The organism is Billgrantia hypersalina, assembly GCF_052584175.1.
The window spans coordinates 754,862-769,005 of the sequence record NZ_JBMIQI010000018.1 but is presented as its reverse complement, the minus strand read 5'-3'; the positions used below and the strand labels follow the sequence as shown (position 1 = coordinate 769,005).

The window sequence follows — 14,144 nt, the reverse complement described above, 5'->3', positions numbered from 1 at the left end:
ACGTCTCGGCAACAAGGAGTTTCCATGGACCACTTCATGCGCGCCGCTATCGACGAAGCCCGCCAGGGGCTGGCGGAGGGCGGCATTCCCATCGGCTCGGTGCTGGTGCACCGAGGAGAGATCATCGGGCGCGGCCATAATCGGCGCGTTCAGTCGGGCAGTACCGTGCTGCATGGCGAAATGGATGCACTGGAGCGCGCGGGCCGGCGGCTCGCCTCGGTCTATCGCGAGTGTACCCTCTATACCACGCTGTCGCCGTGCCCCATGTGCAGCGGAGCCATACTCCTGTATGGCATTCCGCGCGTCGTCATCGGCGAGAACCGGACCTTTATGGGGGACGAAGCGCTGCTGCGTTCGAGGGGCGTCGAGATTGAGGTTCTTGATCTCGAAGAGTGCATGGCCTTGATGACGCACTTCATCCAGGCTTCGCCCGAGTTATGGAACGAAGACATCGGCGAGTAGACCGGCTGCGGCAGTTGCCGTATTCACGGCGACGCCTGGCCAGGAGCCGGCAGGCATTCGGGAAGGGCGTCGCGTAGCGAACGCGGCAGGATATCCAGGTCGGCCAAGGTGCCCACGCCTTCGCTGACCGTGTTGTCGGCGGCCAACAGAATGACCTGGTCACGTGTCAGCGGTGGTCCGGGCAATGGGGCGGCCAGCAGGGCGGCGAAATGCCAGAGCGGGAGGGGAACCGGCAGTAGCGCACGGTCGCGCTCCAGGTGCGCCATGACCAGCTCCAGCACGTCGCGGTAACGCAGGATATCCGGTCCGCCCAGCTCGAATAGACGCCGCTCGGTCGGGGAAGCGCCCGACAGTCGGGCTATCGCGCGTGCGACATCCAGAACGTGAACCGGCTGCAGGCGGGTCTCACCGTGACCGAACAGCGGGATCACGGGCAAGCGGGTCAGGCCTGCCAGGCGGGTGAGGAAGGCATCGCCAGGGCCGAACATGACGCTTGGCCGAACAATGACCGCCTTCGGGAAGGCATCGAGAACTGCCGCTTCTCCCCGTCCGCGGGCCCTGACGTAACGTGAGCGAGACGCGTCGCTTGCGCCGATACCGGAAAGCTGGATGAAGGTTTCGATGCCCTCAGCCCGTGCAAGCCGTGCCAGGCGGCCGGCGCCCTGTACATGTACCTCGTCGAAGCTTGAGTGGCGGCTTTCGACATACAGGCTCACTGCATTGACCACGCCACGTGACCCTTCCAGCGCACGGCCTACTTCGGCTTCGCAGTGGATGTCTGCTTTCACTGGTTCCAGCGGATCGCCGGGCTCGGCCCATTCGGGTAGCGCCGGCCGACGTGATGCGACGCGCACGGCATGCCCCGCGTCGTACAACTCGCGTACCAGCCGGGAACCTAGAAAGCCGGTCCCGCCGAATACAGTGATCGGCGCCTTCGCCATGTCGTCTCCATCCGTTCGCTCTCGCCGATGCCCTTTCGGCCTGGTGGGTTCAATGGGTCGGCAGGGGGAGGGGGCCGTTTTCCTTGATTGCCCGTATCGCGAAATTGCTGTCTACCGAGCGGACCTCTTTCAACTGCCGGAACTGGCGTAACCAGTGCTCGAAGCTGATGATATCGGCGGTAATGACCTGCAGCAGATAGTCGAAGTGGCCGGAAACGCTGTAGCACTGAATGACTTCCGGCATGCTGCGTACGGTGTTTTCGAATTCCTCGACCCGCTCCTGCTGGTGCTCCTTGAGGCGAACCTGGACGAATAGCGTCAGCGTCAGGCCGAGCAGCGTCCTGTCCAGCTCGGCGCGATAGCGCGTGATCAGGCCCGCCTGCTCCAGCCTGCGAATGCGACGAGCGCAGGGTGAAGGGGAAAGGTTGACGAGTTCTGCCAGCTCGGCGGTGGTAAGACGGGCGTCCTGCTGCAGGGCTTCGAGCAGCATGCGGTCAATGCGGTCGAGTTTGAGATTGCGCATGAGGGTGCCTCGTCAATGTGGCGTTCAGGGGTTCCTTGGCCGATGCCGCTAACCATTACCACAAGTCTGACGAATCCGGACTGTACTCGCCAGTTTCGAAGCCAGAATGGGGCGAGATGCATTCGCCGTCCTGCAATGCGTCCCGCCGGGCTTCGGTGAGGTGCGTTGAGGCGGAAGCGGGAGGGACAGAACTTTCTTGTATACACTCGCAGATCAGGTACTTAAAAAACTAATAAATAGGCGGGGGAACGATGGGCGCCATGACTCGAAGCCGGCATGTCTGGCATGCCTTACAGCATCGGTGGCAATCCTGTCCTCACACGGTACGTCACTGCTGCCGCGTCTTGGTGCTGCTGGCCCTGATCTCGACGGGCACGCTGGTGGTACATGCCACTGGCGGTACTCGCTATGCCTATCCCTATCTGATGCTGATACCGGTACTGCTTGCGGGGGCCTGGTATACGTGGTGGGGTTCCCTGACCGTGGCACTGGTGGCCGGTCTGTTGATGGCGGCCATGCCTCTCTCGGTAGCGACGGGAGAAGCTCAGCCAGCCCTCAACTGGATGATTCGCCTCGGGCTGTATCTGGTTATCGGCGGTTTTGCCGGGGGATTGTTCGAGCGCCTCCGGCAGAGTTACATCAGCGTCGAACGTGCCTCGCGCACCGACCCGCGCGCCGGGCTCCCCAACGATATTGCGCTGGAAGCAGACCTGGCCCGTTGGTTGCAGCGCTCGCCGCGTCAGGATAGGCGAGGCATTGGCGTGGTGCTGGTGCGCGTCGAGGATATCGGCGAGATCGTGGAGGCCCTGGGTGCGGATGCTCCCGATGAATTGATGGTGGCGCTCAGCCGACGCCTGACGCGTCTCGGGCCCAACCTGGCGGGGAGCTACCGGGTCGGCGGGGCGGAGCTCGTGCTATTGCTGTGGCCGGTCGGCGTCGATGAGTTGGAGCGGCTCGCCCATAAGATCGTGGAGCTGGGCGAGGACAATCTGGTCGTGCTCGATGTCCCGCTACGCGCCCAGCTGGTGCTCGGCAGTTCGCGGCAGCGGGCGCCTGGCGATACGCCCCAGAGCCTGATACGCGAGGCGAGAATCGCCATGCTGGCGGCTTCGGAGAAGCAACGCAGCCATTGTCACTTCCAGCCTTTCCTGGCGCGGCGCAGCGTCCAGAACATCAAGCTGATCTCCCGTGTACGCCGGGGCCTGGAGCAGGGTGAGTTCGAGTTGCACTACCAGCCCAAGCTGCGCCTTGCCGATGGGCAGGTGACCGGTTACGAAGGTTTGATTCGTTGGCGCGACGAGCATGGCAAGCTGGTCCCCCCGGGGCTATTCATGCCCAAGGTGGAAAATACCACGTTGATCGCTCCGGTCACGCGTTTCGTCATCGGTGAAGCATGCGATTTCGCCCGGCGTCATGGCGGTAAGGTAAGTATCAACCTTTCGACGCGCAACCTGATGGATCACGTGTTGTTGGAAGAGCTCAAGCAGCATGTTCAGCAGTCGGGCATGCGGCCCTCACAGTTGGAAGTAGAGATCACCGAGAGCGCCCTGGTGCACGATCTCTTTGCCGCCAAGCAAGCGCTGGAGCGTATTCGCGGCTGCGGTATTCAGGTGAGCATCGATGACTTCGGTACCGGCTTCTCCTCCTTCGAGTACTTGCGCCACCTACCTATCACAGGCCTCAAGATCGATCGTGCCTTCGTCGAAGGGCTGGAGCACGATGAGCGGGCACGCAAGCTCATGGCCTGCCTCATCGACGTGGGCCATGCGCTCGATCTGGAAGTCACGGCCGAGGGCGTCGAGACTCAGGGGCAGCATGGCATCCTTCAGGAGTTGGGCTGTGACCAGGCTCAAGGCTTCCTCTACACCAAGGCACTCCCCGCGGATGAGTTGCTGGTTTGGTGCCGCGAGCGGCAGCGACAGATGCGCCGTGGTGACCCCCTTGTGTTGAAGCCGGGCTATCGGGCCACTCCACCGCGCTGATCCAGCGCCGTCATCCGGCCTCCATCCGTCTCGTCGACTCGCCCTTCGCGAAGACCGGTTCTTGAATTAATGAGAATGATTGCCGTTATTGATGCAAACGGCTTCGAACGTGTCGCTATCTCGACGCCTCGCAGCCAGTATTTCCCTTCCGGGCTTCACATCGAATTCATACAGGACTAAAATGGTACGAAATGAAGTGAAGGGCCGTCGCCCATGGCCCGTCACATTCAGGAGGCAGGCATGCTGAAACTTTCCCGGCTGACGGACTATGCCGCCGTGATCCTGGCGCAGATCGCCCGGCATCCCGAGCAATCTCACGCGGCGGCGGAATTGGCCGAGACCGTGCAGTTGCCGCACCCCACGGTCAGCAAGACCCTGAAAATGCTGGTCAAGGCCGGCTTGCTGGAGTCGCGTCGCGGCGCCCAGGGCGGCTACTCCCTGGCACGGCCGGCTTCGCGCATCACGGCGATCGACATCATTACCGCCATGGAGGGACCCGTGGCGATGACGGAATGCAGCCACGCCGGGGGGGACTGCGACCTGTTGTCGACCTGTGGCGTCTCCGACAACTGGCAGCGCGTGTCGCTTGCGGTGCGTACCCTGCTTGACAGCGTGACCTTGGCCCACCTGGCCGACACCACGCCGATCAAGCTACCGGTGCAACTGCCCATACAGAGCGTGAGCCTGGTCGCCGACACGGCCTGAGCCACCGAACCGGATTCATTACCCGAGGCGAGCAAGCTCGCCGGCCCAAACGCCCGGGAGGGGAGAAACCATGGCAAGTCAGGAAATGGAACAGCTGGTCCGCCGCGAATACAAAGAGGGGTTCGTGACGGACATCGAGAGCGAGACGGTACCGCCGGGGCTCGATGAGAGCGTCATCGCCTTCATCTCCAACAAGAAGAGCGAGCCCGAGTGGATGCTCGAGTGGCGCCTCAAGGCCTACCACCAGTGGCTCAAGATGACCGCGCCATCCTGGGCGCATCTGGACTATCCGCCCATCGACTACCAGGCGATCTCCTACTACAGCGCCCCCAAGCGTCCCGAGGACCGCCCCCAGAGCCTTGACGAGGTCGACCCCAAGCTGCTCGAGACGTACGAGAAACTGGGGATCCCGCTGCACGAGCGTGCCGCTCTGGCCGGCGTGGCGGTGGATGCGGTGTTCGACTCCGTGTCGGTGACGACCACCTTCAAGGAGAAGCTGCACGAGGCAGGCGTGATCTTCTGCTCGATCTCCGAGGCGATTCGCGACTACCCGGAACTGATCAAGCAGTACCTGGGTACGGTGGTACCGGTCGCCGACAATTACTTCGCCGCGCTCAATTCGGCAGTCTTCACTGACGGCTCCTTCGTCTTCGTGCCCAAGGGCGTCACCTGCCCGATGGAACTCTCGACCTATTTCCGCATCAATGCCGCCAATACCGGCCAGTTCGAGCGCACGCTGATCATCTGCGAGGAGGGCGCCCAGGTCTCCTACCTGGAGGGCTGCACCGCACCGATGCGCGACGAGAACCAGCTCCACGCCGCGGTCGTCGAGCTGGTGGCGCTGGACGACGCCTATATCAAATATTCGACGGTGCAGAACTGGTACCCCGGTGACGAGGACGGCAAGGGCGGCATCTACAATTTCGTCACCAAGCGCGGCGACTGTCGCGGCGACCGCTCGCGGATCAGCTGGACCCAGGTCGAAACCGGCTCCGCCATCACCTGGAAGTACCCTTCCTGCGTGCTGCGTGGCAAGGACAGCATCGGCGAATTCTACTCGGTGGCGGTGACCAACGGCCGCCAGCAGGCCGACACCGGCACCAAGATGATCCACATCGGCGAGGGCACGCGCTCCTACATCGTTTCCAAGGGCATCTCCGCCGGCCGCAGCAACCAGTCCTACCGCGGGCTGGTCAAGATCGGCCCCCGGGCCAAGGGCGCGCGCAACTTTACCCAGTGCGACTCGCTGTTGATCGGCGATCAGTGCGGGGCGCACACCTTCCCGTATCAGGAGATCGGCAACAGTACGGCGACCATCGAGCACGAGGCGACCACCTCCAAGATCGGCGAGGACCAGCTGTTCTACTGCCAGAGCCGCGGTATCTCCGAAGAGGATGCGGTGAGCATGATCGTCAACGGCTTCTGCAAGGACGTGTTCCAGGAATTGCCAATGGAGTTTGCGGTGGAGGCCGAAGCGCTCCTCAACGTCACCCTGGAAGGCGCTGTCGGTTGAGAAAACGGCTGCGCGACGCCTGTACGGCGTTGAGCGCGGATTCGAGAATGCTCATTTACAGCCGTAAACTCCGCTTCTCGCTTCCGCGCTCGCCTTGCCCAGCCGCCGCTCGCTCGTTTCGTGGGCTTGTGGAAATTAATTTTTCGGGTCGCGGTGGCGGCTCGACAGAATCGAAAAGGTACTCAAGATGCTCGAAGTCAAGGATCTGCACGTCACGGTGGAAGGCAACGAAATCCTCAAGGGCCTCTCGCTGACCATCAATGCCGGGGAAGTGCATGCCATCATGGGCCCCAACGGGGCCGGCAAATCGACCCTGTCGGCGGTGATAGCGGGCAAGGAAGGCTATGAGGTGACCCAGGGTACGATTACCTTCGAAGGACGCGACGTACTGGAAATGGAAGTCGAGGAGCGTGCCCAGGCGGGGCTGCTGCTGGGCTTCCAGTACCCGGTTGAGATCCCCGGCGTGAAGAACATCTATCTGCTCAAGGCGGCGCTCAATGCCCAGCGCGAGGCCCGCGGCGAGGGCGAGATCCCGGCGCCCGAGTTCCTGAAGCTGGTCAAGGAGAAGCTGGCACAGATGAAGATGGATGCCAGCTTCCTGCAGCGTGCCGTCAACGAGGGGTTCTCGGGCGGCGAGAAGAAGCGCAACGAGATCCTGCAGATGCTGGTGCTGCAGCCGAAGCTCGCCATGCTCGACGAGATCGACTCCGGCCTCGATATCGATGCCATGCGCGTGGTGGCCGACGGCGTCAACTCCCTGCGCGATGAAAAGCGCGCCATCCTGCTGGTGACCCACTACCAGCGCTTGCTCGACTACATCGTGCCCGACCGGGTGCACGTGCTGGTCGACGGTCGTATCGCCAAGAGCGGCGACGCCGAGCTGGCCAAGGAGCTGGAATCCCGCGGATACGACTGGGTCGTGGAGGAGACTGCCGCATGAGTGAAGCACCAAGCGAAGTGACGACTTTTCTGGCTCGTCTCGAGGAGCGTAACGCCACGCGTGGTACCGAGCCGACCTGGATCGCCGCGAGGCGTCAGGCCGGCGCGGCTCGCTTCGAGGCGCTCGGCTTCCCTACCCGTCGCGACGAGGCGTGGAAATATACCGACGTGCGCGCCATCGCCCGAGGCAACTTCGCGCTGACTGACAGCGCCGAGTTCTCGCCAGCGACAGCGGCGGCGTTGACGCTACCCGTCGAGGCGCACCGGCTGACTTTCGTCGACGGTGTCTTCTCGGCGGCGCTCTCCGACCTGGGCGAGCTGCCCCGTGGCGTGGCCGTGCTGCCGCTGTCCCAGGCGCTTGCCGAGAACCACGAGGCCGTGGGTGGTCCCTTGGGTCGGTTGACCGGCGTCGAGTTCTCACCCTTCTCGGCGCTCAATACCGCCTTCATGGAGGAGGGGGCCGTGGTGCGCCTGGCACCGGGCAGCGTGGTGGAGAAGCCGATCGTGCTGCAGTTTCTGTCGCGAGCCAATGGCGAGCCGGTGATGAGCCACCCGCGCATTCTGGTCGAGGCCGGTGCACGCAGCCAGGCCACCGTCGTCGAACACCACGTCGGCGAGAGCGAGGCGGCCAACTTCACCAATCTGGTGGCCGAGCTGATGCTCGACCGTGGGGCCATTCTCACCCACTACAAGCTGCAGGAGGCGCCGCTTGCCGACCTTCACGTGGCCAGTATCCATATCGAGCAGTCGCGCGACAGCCGCTACACCTCGTTCAACCTGAACCTGGGCGGTGGCCTGGTCCGCAACGACCTGGTGGGTGAACTCAACGGCGAGGGAGCCGAGGCCAACTTCTATGGCCTGTTCTATGGTCAGGGCCGCCAGCATATCGACAACCACACCCTGGCCAACCATAACGCCCCGCGGACCTTCTCCAACGAGAACTACAAGGGCATCCTCGACGACCGTGCCCGCGGCGTGTTCAACGGCAAGGTGGTGGTCAAGCGCGACAGTCAAAAGATCGAGGGCTTCCAGAGCAACGCCAACCTGCTGCTCTCGGACCGTGCTGAGATCGACGCCAAGCCGGAGCTCGAGATCTACGCCGATGATGTCAAGTGTTCCCATGGCACCACTACCGGCCAGCTCGACGAGGAAGCGGTCTATGCCCTGCGCACCCGTGGCATCGACGAGCAGACCGCCCGCGGCCTGCTGACCCTGGCCTTTGCCGGCGAAGTGATGGAGCGGGTCGACCTGGATGCCGTGGCCGAACGGGTGGAGCTGGCAGTGGCCGGCAAGCTGCCGGAACGTTTCAACCTGGCCGGGCTGGTGGAAGCCTCCATGGCCCTGCACGACGCGTGAGACGAGGAGACCGCGATGACCCTTCTGGCCACCGAGCAAGCGCTCGACGCACCGGCCCTCGACGTGGCCGACATTCGCGCCCAGTTCCCCATACTCGAACGCCAGGTGCATGGACGGCCGCTGATCTACTTCGACAACGCGGCCACCAGCCAGACGCCGCTGGCGGTAATCGACACCTTTCGCGACTACTACAGCCGCTATAACGCCAATATTCATCGCGGCCTCCATACCCTGGCCGACGAGGCGACGGCGGCCTATGAGGCGGCACGCGAGACGGTCCGCGATTTCCTGGGAGCGGCTGACCGGCGCGAGGTTGTCTTCACCCGCGGGACCACCGAGGCGATCAACCTGGTAGCCAACAGCTGGGGGCGGACCAACCTGAAAGCGGGCGACGAGGTCTTGGTCTCGCTGCTCGAGCATCATTCCAACATCGTGCCGTGGCAGCTGTTGGCCAACCAGCTCGGCATCATCGTCAAGGTGATTCCGGTGGATGAGCGCGGCGTGCTCGATCTCGATGCCTACCGTGGACTCTTCACCGAGCGTACGCGGCTGGTGGCGGTCAATCATGTTTCCAACGCCTTTGGCACCGTCAACCCGGTGCGCGAGATGGCGGCCATCGCTCACGAGCGTGGGGCGTTGATACTGGTCGACGGCGCCCAGGCGGTGCCGCACCAGCAGGTCGACGTACGTGACATCGACGCCGATTTCTATGCCTTTTCGGGGCACAAGGTCTACGGGCCAACGGGGGCGGGCGCGCTCTACGGCAAGGCCGAGCTGCTCGAGGCGATGCCGCCGTGGCAAGGCGGCGGCGAAATGATCAGGAGCGTCTCGTTCGACGTGCCGACGACCTTCGCCGACGTGCCGCACAAGTTCGAAGCGGGCACGCCCGCCATCGCCGAAGTCATCGCGTTGGGCGCAGCGCTGGACTGGGTGAGCAGCGTCGGTGTCGAGCGGATAGGTGGTTGGGAGGCGATGCTGCTGGAACGCGCCACCGCCGCGGTGTCGCGAATCGATGGCCTGCGCATTCTCGGCACTGCACCGGACAAGGCCGGCGTTCTCTCCTTCGTCGTCGACGGGGCGCATTCCCAGGATATCGCCTTGCTGATCGATCAGCTCGGCGTAGCGATCCGCACCGGCAATCACTGTGCCCAGCCGCTATTGGCACACTTCGGTGTGACGGCGACCTGTCGAGCCTCGTTTGCCGCTTACAACACCCTCGAGGAAGTCGACACGTTCGCCGAATCCCTGGAACGCGTCATTGGAATGGTGCGCTGACATGTCGAGCATCGAACAGATAGCGAGCCTCGATAAGGGCCAGATGCTGCCGCTGCAGCGGGACGTCGATGCCATCTCGATTCCCTTCGGCAAGACCGTGACCCTGCCAGAGGACAGTGTGGTCAGCGTCATGCAGGCCAAGGGCAGCTCGGTCAGCGTGGGTCACGAGGGACGTCTCTACCTGATCGAGGGGAGCAATCTCGACGCCCTGGGGCTCGAGCCGTTGCCGCGGCCTACCCTGCCCGAGGATGCCAGCGACGAGGCGATCGAGCAGTTCGTCTGGGATCAGTTGCGTACCTGCTTCGACCCGGAGATTCCCGTCAACATCGTCGACCTGGGGCTGGTTTACGGTTGCCGCATCGAGCGATTGATCAGCGGCGAACGTATCGTCACCATTCGCATGACCCTTACTGCACCGGGCTGTGGCATGGGGGACGTGATTGCCGCCGATGCGCGCAACAAGATCCTGGGGGCGCCCCAGATCAGCCGCGTGCATACCGAGATCGTCTTCGATCCGCCCTGGAGCCGTGAGATGATGAGCGACGAAGCGAAGCTGGAACTCGGCATGTTCTAGCCCAAGCGAAGCCGCTGTCAGCCAGGGCTTCCGTTTCTTCCTGTCCGGTGACGGTGAATGCAGGCGCTGTTGTGGAAAACCTTCAAGTCTCTTCTGATGTCGCTCGGCGCCTTGTTGCTGCTGGCTGTGGTGTTGTTTGTCGGAGCCAATCTCTGGGTACTGGGCAAGACGCACGCACGCATCGAGCATGAGCTGCCGCTATGCGGCCCGGAGCGTGTCGGTATCGTCTTCGGCACCTCGCACTGGACCCGTAGCGGTGTACGCAACCCTCACTTCGATGCCCGCATCAACGCCGCTTCCCGCCTGCTCCGCCTGGGGCGCGTCGAACATCTGCTTCTCTCGGGAGACAACCGTACCCGCCAGTACAACGAACCCATCACCATGTGGCGTGACCTGCGCGGGCAATTCGTACGCGACGAGGATATGACTCTCGATTATGCCGGGTTCAGTACGTTCGACACCGTGGCGCGAGCCAGGGACGTCTTCGGCGTCGAGCGGGCGCTGCTGGTTACCCAGGCATGGCATCTGCCTCGGGCGCTGTTCATTGCCGATGCCCTGGGACTCGAAGCACGAGGCTGCAGTGCCCCGTCTCGACCGGTGAGGGGAGTGTGGCGTCTGCAGGCAAGGGAGTGGGTGGCGCGGGCGGCAACCGTGGGCGATCTCTACCTATGGGGTCGCGAACCGTATTTCCTCGGACCGCTGGAGCCACTGCAGATCGTCCCGCCCACTTGGCGTCAGTTAATCGAACTCGAGCCGGAGCTGGAGTCACTTCTCGACGAAAACTGAGTCAGCGGCCACGCTGCTTCTGCAGTCGGTAGAGTTCGCGGATCAGTGCCCGGCACTCCTTCCAGCACTGCTCGACGATCGGCTCGAGCGGATTAGGCAGCGGATGGGTGTAGAGGGTGGCCAGTGCCTGCATCAGCACGCGCTCCTGCTCGAGCAGCTCGCCGATGACGACCTGGCTCTCATTGCCAACGAAGCTCTTCAGCCGGCTCCACAGCCACATATAGTCGTCACGCTCGACGTCGGCATCGCGCGGCAGCAGCTTGAGGTGACGCCTGGCTAATTCCTGAAGCTTCTTCAATGCCTTGGCGCGGGACTCGTAGTGAGGCTTGAGCGTTTCGCGCAGGGAAGGGCGCAGGCGCTCGATGTTGTCCTGAAAATAGTCGATGCTGTCAGCCAGCGCTTCCAGTACGCTGTCCATCGCCACTTGGCGATTGTCGAGAAACATGAGCGGTCACCTCCTCCGGTGACGCAGATTGTGGCGGGGGAAACACTGTTTTGCTACCCCCGTGGATGAAATAAGTAGTCTTTCTACAAATTCGGGCGCTTTTCCTGCAATTACCCTTTGGGCTTGGGCGGCGCCTTGCGTGAGGCGGTGGCATTCTTCTCGATATGCTCGATGATCAAGCCGGCGATATCCTTGCCGGTGGCCGTCTCGATGCCTTGCAATCCCGGTGAAGAATTGACTTCCATGATCACGGGGCCGTGATTGGCACGCAGCAGATCGACGCCGGCCACTCTCAACCCCATGGCCTTGGCGGCGCGAATCGCCGTGGAGCGCTCCTCGGGGGTGATGCGTATCAGGCTGGCGGTCCCCCCGCGATGCAGGTTGGAACGGAACTCGCCTTCGGCGGCCTGACGTTTCATCGAGGCGACCACCTTGTCGCCGATCACGAAGCAGCGGATGTCGGCCCCTCGGGCTTCCTTGATGTACTCCTGCACCATGATATTGGCCTTCATGCCCATGAAGGCCTGGATCACCGACTCGGCGGCCTGGTTGGTCTCGGCCAGCACCACGCCGATGCCCTGGGTGCCTTCCAGCAGCTTGATCACCAGCGGAGCCCCCTTGACCATGGTAATGAGGTCGGGGATATCGTCCGGCGAGTGGGCGAAGCCTGTAATGGGTAGCCCAAGTCCCTTGCGTGACAGCAGTTGTAAAGAGCGCAGCTTGTCGCGTGAACGCGTGATGGCCACCGAGTCGTTGAGCACGTAGGTCCCCATCATCTCGAACTGGCGCAGCACGGCGCAGCCGTAGAAGGTCACCGAGGCGCCGATGCGCGGTATCACCGCATCGAAGCGCTCGATCTCCTCCCCCTTGTAGTGGATCGAGGGGTGATGGGCGGCGATGCTCATGTAGCAACGCAGGGTATCGATCACCCGCACCTTGTGGCCGCGCTGTTCGGCGGCCTCCATCAGGCGTCGCGTGGAGTAGAGATTGCGATTGCGTGACAGCAGCGCGATATGCATCTTGGGCTCCGGGGCGTATGGGCGGGTCGGTCAGGGTTCGCCGTGCAGGAAGGTGACGCCGGGCGCGACCAGCAGGCGGCGCAGAGCGCGGCGGCCGAGCAGCATGGGATGGCGCATGTCGCTGCGGTTGGCCAGGGTCAGTTCCACCATCATCTCCAGCTCGCCCAGCTGCATCGGCGTACGTATCACGTAGCGCCACTCCTTCTGGCCGTTGGAGCTCGTCACTCGACGGCGGTCGTGCAGATGAGTCCGGTAGACGTGCGGTGGCGTTTCCTGTCCTCCGCTACGGGTCGTGAAGCTGACCCAGAGATGCCCTTCCTCCTCGAAGACTTCGATATCCTCGGCATGCAGGGCCGAGGTGCGGGCTCCGGTGTCGATCTTGGCACACAGCGTCATGCCGATGGTCGGTAGCGTGACCATCTCGAGGCGTCCAATGACGGCCTTTGGAGTATAGGGCAGTTCCTTCATTACGTTATTCCCAGCTATCCATACTCAGTGGCCCAAACCGGCCAGGCGTTGGCCGATGGGAGTGTCCCGCCCGGCTTCGCGCAGCACCATCAATACCGGCAGGCGCAGCCGGGGGATCAACGCCAGATCGCGAGCGACATTTGCGAAGTCGGCCTCACTCTGTTGTGCCAGACGGTTCAGGAAGCGGGGCAGGCGTGCAGCGTCTTCCAGGTGCGTCCAGCCTCGCCCCGCGATGGCAGCCAGCAGGTCGGGCCCGCAGGCGGCCGGATCGTCGAGCAGCGTGTCGTACCACGCTCCGGCTATCGACGGGCTGGCGCCACCCATCGCACGCACGCAGGCGCAAAACGCCTCCAGTTGGCCCGCTTGAGCGGCCTGTTCCCCCCTGTCGCGCAGGGCTGTAGCGAGCCGGTCGTGGATGGCCACGTGTTCAAGACAGTGACATAGCGAAACCAGCACCTCCACCGGCAGGCTGGGCAGCGTTGCGGCCAGTGCCAGGGCCGCCTCGTCGTCGTGGCGCACGGCATAGTCGGCCAGCCCCTGCAGTCCCAGGAATTGCCAATCCACCTGTTGCTGGCCGCTGAGATAGGCCTCCACCGGCTCCAGGTGCGGGCTGGCCGGTTTACCCATGTCGCGGGTGGCACGGGCATGCAGCAGGGCCTGGAAGGGCAGCGAGGGCGTGAAGGCAATAGGGTTGTCTTGCATGAGGTTGTCGATCCCGGACGAGTCTCCGGTATCCCGCCCGGCTCGGGTGACATTGTGGCCGAGAGTAACCAGCAACCGCTGCAGAAAGGCATCACGCGGGGCCGGTACGAGTTGACCTTGCTCGTCCAGCGGCAGGGCGAGGAACCAGATCAAGGGATCGACAAGATCGCCCAGGCGAAAGACGATGCCCAGGCGTGCTTGCCCCTGCCAGGGGAGCGGCCACGCGGCTGTATCGTCCTCCAAACTGGCCAAAGCCTCGAGTGGGCAGGGTTCGACCCGACGTCCCATATGATAAAGGTGGACGTCGGCGCCCGTACGGACGAAGAAATCGTGAAGCGTGTGGATCGGCTGCATATCGGCTCCCATTGGAGCGTGCACTCTACCGTGGAGACCGGTCCGTTGTCAGCCACCCGGCCTGTGTGCGGCGGGATGGGTGATCAAGAAATAACCAGGA

The 14,144-nt window shown here is 63.3% G+C and carries 15 protein-coding genes; 9 read left to right on the top strand and 6 right to left on the bottom strand.

Translation table 11 applies throughout. The features are described 5' to 3' along the window. The first annotated feature begins 24 nt into the window (after positions 1-24). Complete coding sequence (locus ACOJCM_RS18105; protein ID WP_445213454.1) at positions 25-462, top strand: nucleoside deaminase; 438 nt, start codon at positions 25-27, stop codon at positions 460-462. A 23-nt stretch (positions 463-485) separates the two neighbouring features. On the opposite strand, the gene ACOJCM_RS18100 is transcribed toward ACOJCM_RS18105, so the two are convergent. Together ACOJCM_RS18100 and ACOJCM_RS18095 are read right to left on the bottom strand one after the other, a co-directional pair. Then, the gene (locus tag ACOJCM_RS18100) at positions 486-1,403 is read right to left on the bottom strand and encodes a complex I NDUFA9 subunit family protein (protein ID WP_445213453.1); all 918 of its coding nucleotides are present in this window, start codon (positions 1,401-1,403) and stop codon (positions 486-488) included. A gap of 49 nt (positions 1,404-1,452) precedes the next feature. After that, positions 1,453-1,926: an Lrp/AsnC family transcriptional regulator gene (locus tag ACOJCM_RS18095; RefSeq protein ID WP_445213452.1), complete on the bottom strand. Its 474-nt coding sequence runs from the start codon at positions 1,924-1,926 to the stop codon at positions 1,453-1,455. 260 nt (positions 1,927-2,186) lie between these two features. Here ACOJCM_RS18095 and ACOJCM_RS18090 point away from each other — a divergent pair, with 260 nt between their 5' ends. From ACOJCM_RS18090 to ACOJCM_RS18055, 8 genes are all read left to right on the top strand, one after another. Further along, positions 2,187-3,908 carry a putative bifunctional diguanylate cyclase/phosphodiesterase gene (locus ACOJCM_RS18090; RefSeq protein ID WP_445213451.1) on the top strand — a complete coding sequence of 574 codons (1,722 nt, stop codon included), beginning with the start codon at positions 2,187-2,189 and terminating at the stop codon, positions 3,906-3,908. A 240-nt stretch (positions 3,909-4,148) separates the two neighbouring features. Next, entirely contained in the window at positions 4,149-4,613 is a 465-nt protein-coding gene (locus ACOJCM_RS18085) for an SUF system Fe-S cluster assembly regulator (RefSeq protein ID WP_445213450.1), read from the top strand. Positions 4,614-4,683: 70 nt separating this feature from the next. Continuing rightward, positions 4,684-6,126: a Fe-S cluster assembly protein SufB gene (sufB, locus tag ACOJCM_RS18080; protein WP_445213449.1), complete on the top strand. Its 1,443-nt coding sequence runs from the start codon at positions 4,684-4,686 to the stop codon at positions 6,124-6,126. Positions 6,127-6,313: 187 nt separating this feature from the next. Continuing rightward, entirely contained in the window at positions 6,314-7,066 is a 753-nt protein-coding gene (sufC, locus tag ACOJCM_RS18075; RefSeq protein ID WP_445213448.1) for a Fe-S cluster assembly ATPase SufC, read from the top strand. After that, positions 7,063-8,421, top strand: coding sequence for a Fe-S cluster assembly protein SufD (gene sufD / locus ACOJCM_RS18070; protein WP_445213447.1), 1,359 nt, complete (start codon positions 7,063-7,065; stop codon positions 8,419-8,421). The genes sufC and sufD overlap by 4 nt, the downstream gene beginning before the upstream one ends. Before the next feature lie 15 nt (positions 8,422-8,436). Next, a complete protein-coding gene (locus tag ACOJCM_RS18065; protein ID WP_445213446.1) occupies positions 8,437-9,696 on the top strand; it encodes an aminotransferase class V-fold PLP-dependent enzyme in 1,260 nt (419 codons plus the stop codon). A 1-nt stretch (position 9,697) separates the two neighbouring features. Beyond that, the gene (sufT, locus tag ACOJCM_RS18060; protein ID WP_445213445.1) at positions 9,698-10,270 is read left to right on the top strand and encodes a putative Fe-S cluster assembly protein SufT; all 573 of its coding nucleotides are present in this window, start codon (positions 9,698-9,700) and stop codon (positions 10,268-10,270) included. A 57-nt stretch (positions 10,271-10,327) separates the two neighbouring features. After that, positions 10,328-11,056: a SanA/YdcF family protein gene (locus tag ACOJCM_RS18055; RefSeq protein WP_445213444.1), complete on the top strand. Its 729-nt coding sequence runs from the start codon at positions 10,328-10,330 to the stop codon at positions 11,054-11,056. A gap of 1 nt (position 11,057) precedes the next feature. On the opposite strand, the gene ACOJCM_RS18050 is transcribed toward ACOJCM_RS18055, so the two are convergent. The 4 genes from ACOJCM_RS18050 to ACOJCM_RS18035 form a co-directional block, all read right to left on the bottom strand. Further along, the gene (locus ACOJCM_RS18050) at positions 11,058-11,501 is read right to left on the bottom strand and encodes a hypothetical protein (protein WP_445213443.1); all 444 of its coding nucleotides are present in this window, start codon (positions 11,499-11,501) and stop codon (positions 11,058-11,060) included. A 110-nt stretch (positions 11,502-11,611) separates the two neighbouring features. Then, positions 11,612-12,520, bottom strand: a complete 909-nt coding sequence (gene rimK, locus ACOJCM_RS18045; protein ID WP_445213442.1) for a 30S ribosomal protein S6--L-glutamate ligase — start codon at positions 12,518-12,520, stop codon at positions 11,612-11,614. A 30-nt stretch (positions 12,521-12,550) separates the two neighbouring features. After that, positions 12,551-12,988 (bottom strand): ATP-dependent zinc protease family protein, encoded by a 438-nt coding sequence (locus ACOJCM_RS18040; RefSeq protein WP_445213441.1) that lies wholly within the window; start codon positions 12,986-12,988, stop codon positions 12,551-12,553. A 24-nt stretch (positions 12,989-13,012) separates the two neighbouring features. Then, a complete protein-coding gene (locus tag ACOJCM_RS18035; protein ID WP_445213440.1) occupies positions 13,013-14,044 on the bottom strand; it encodes a DUF3549 family protein in 1,032 nt (343 codons plus the stop codon). Between the last annotated feature and the right edge of the window lie 100 nt (positions 14,045-14,144).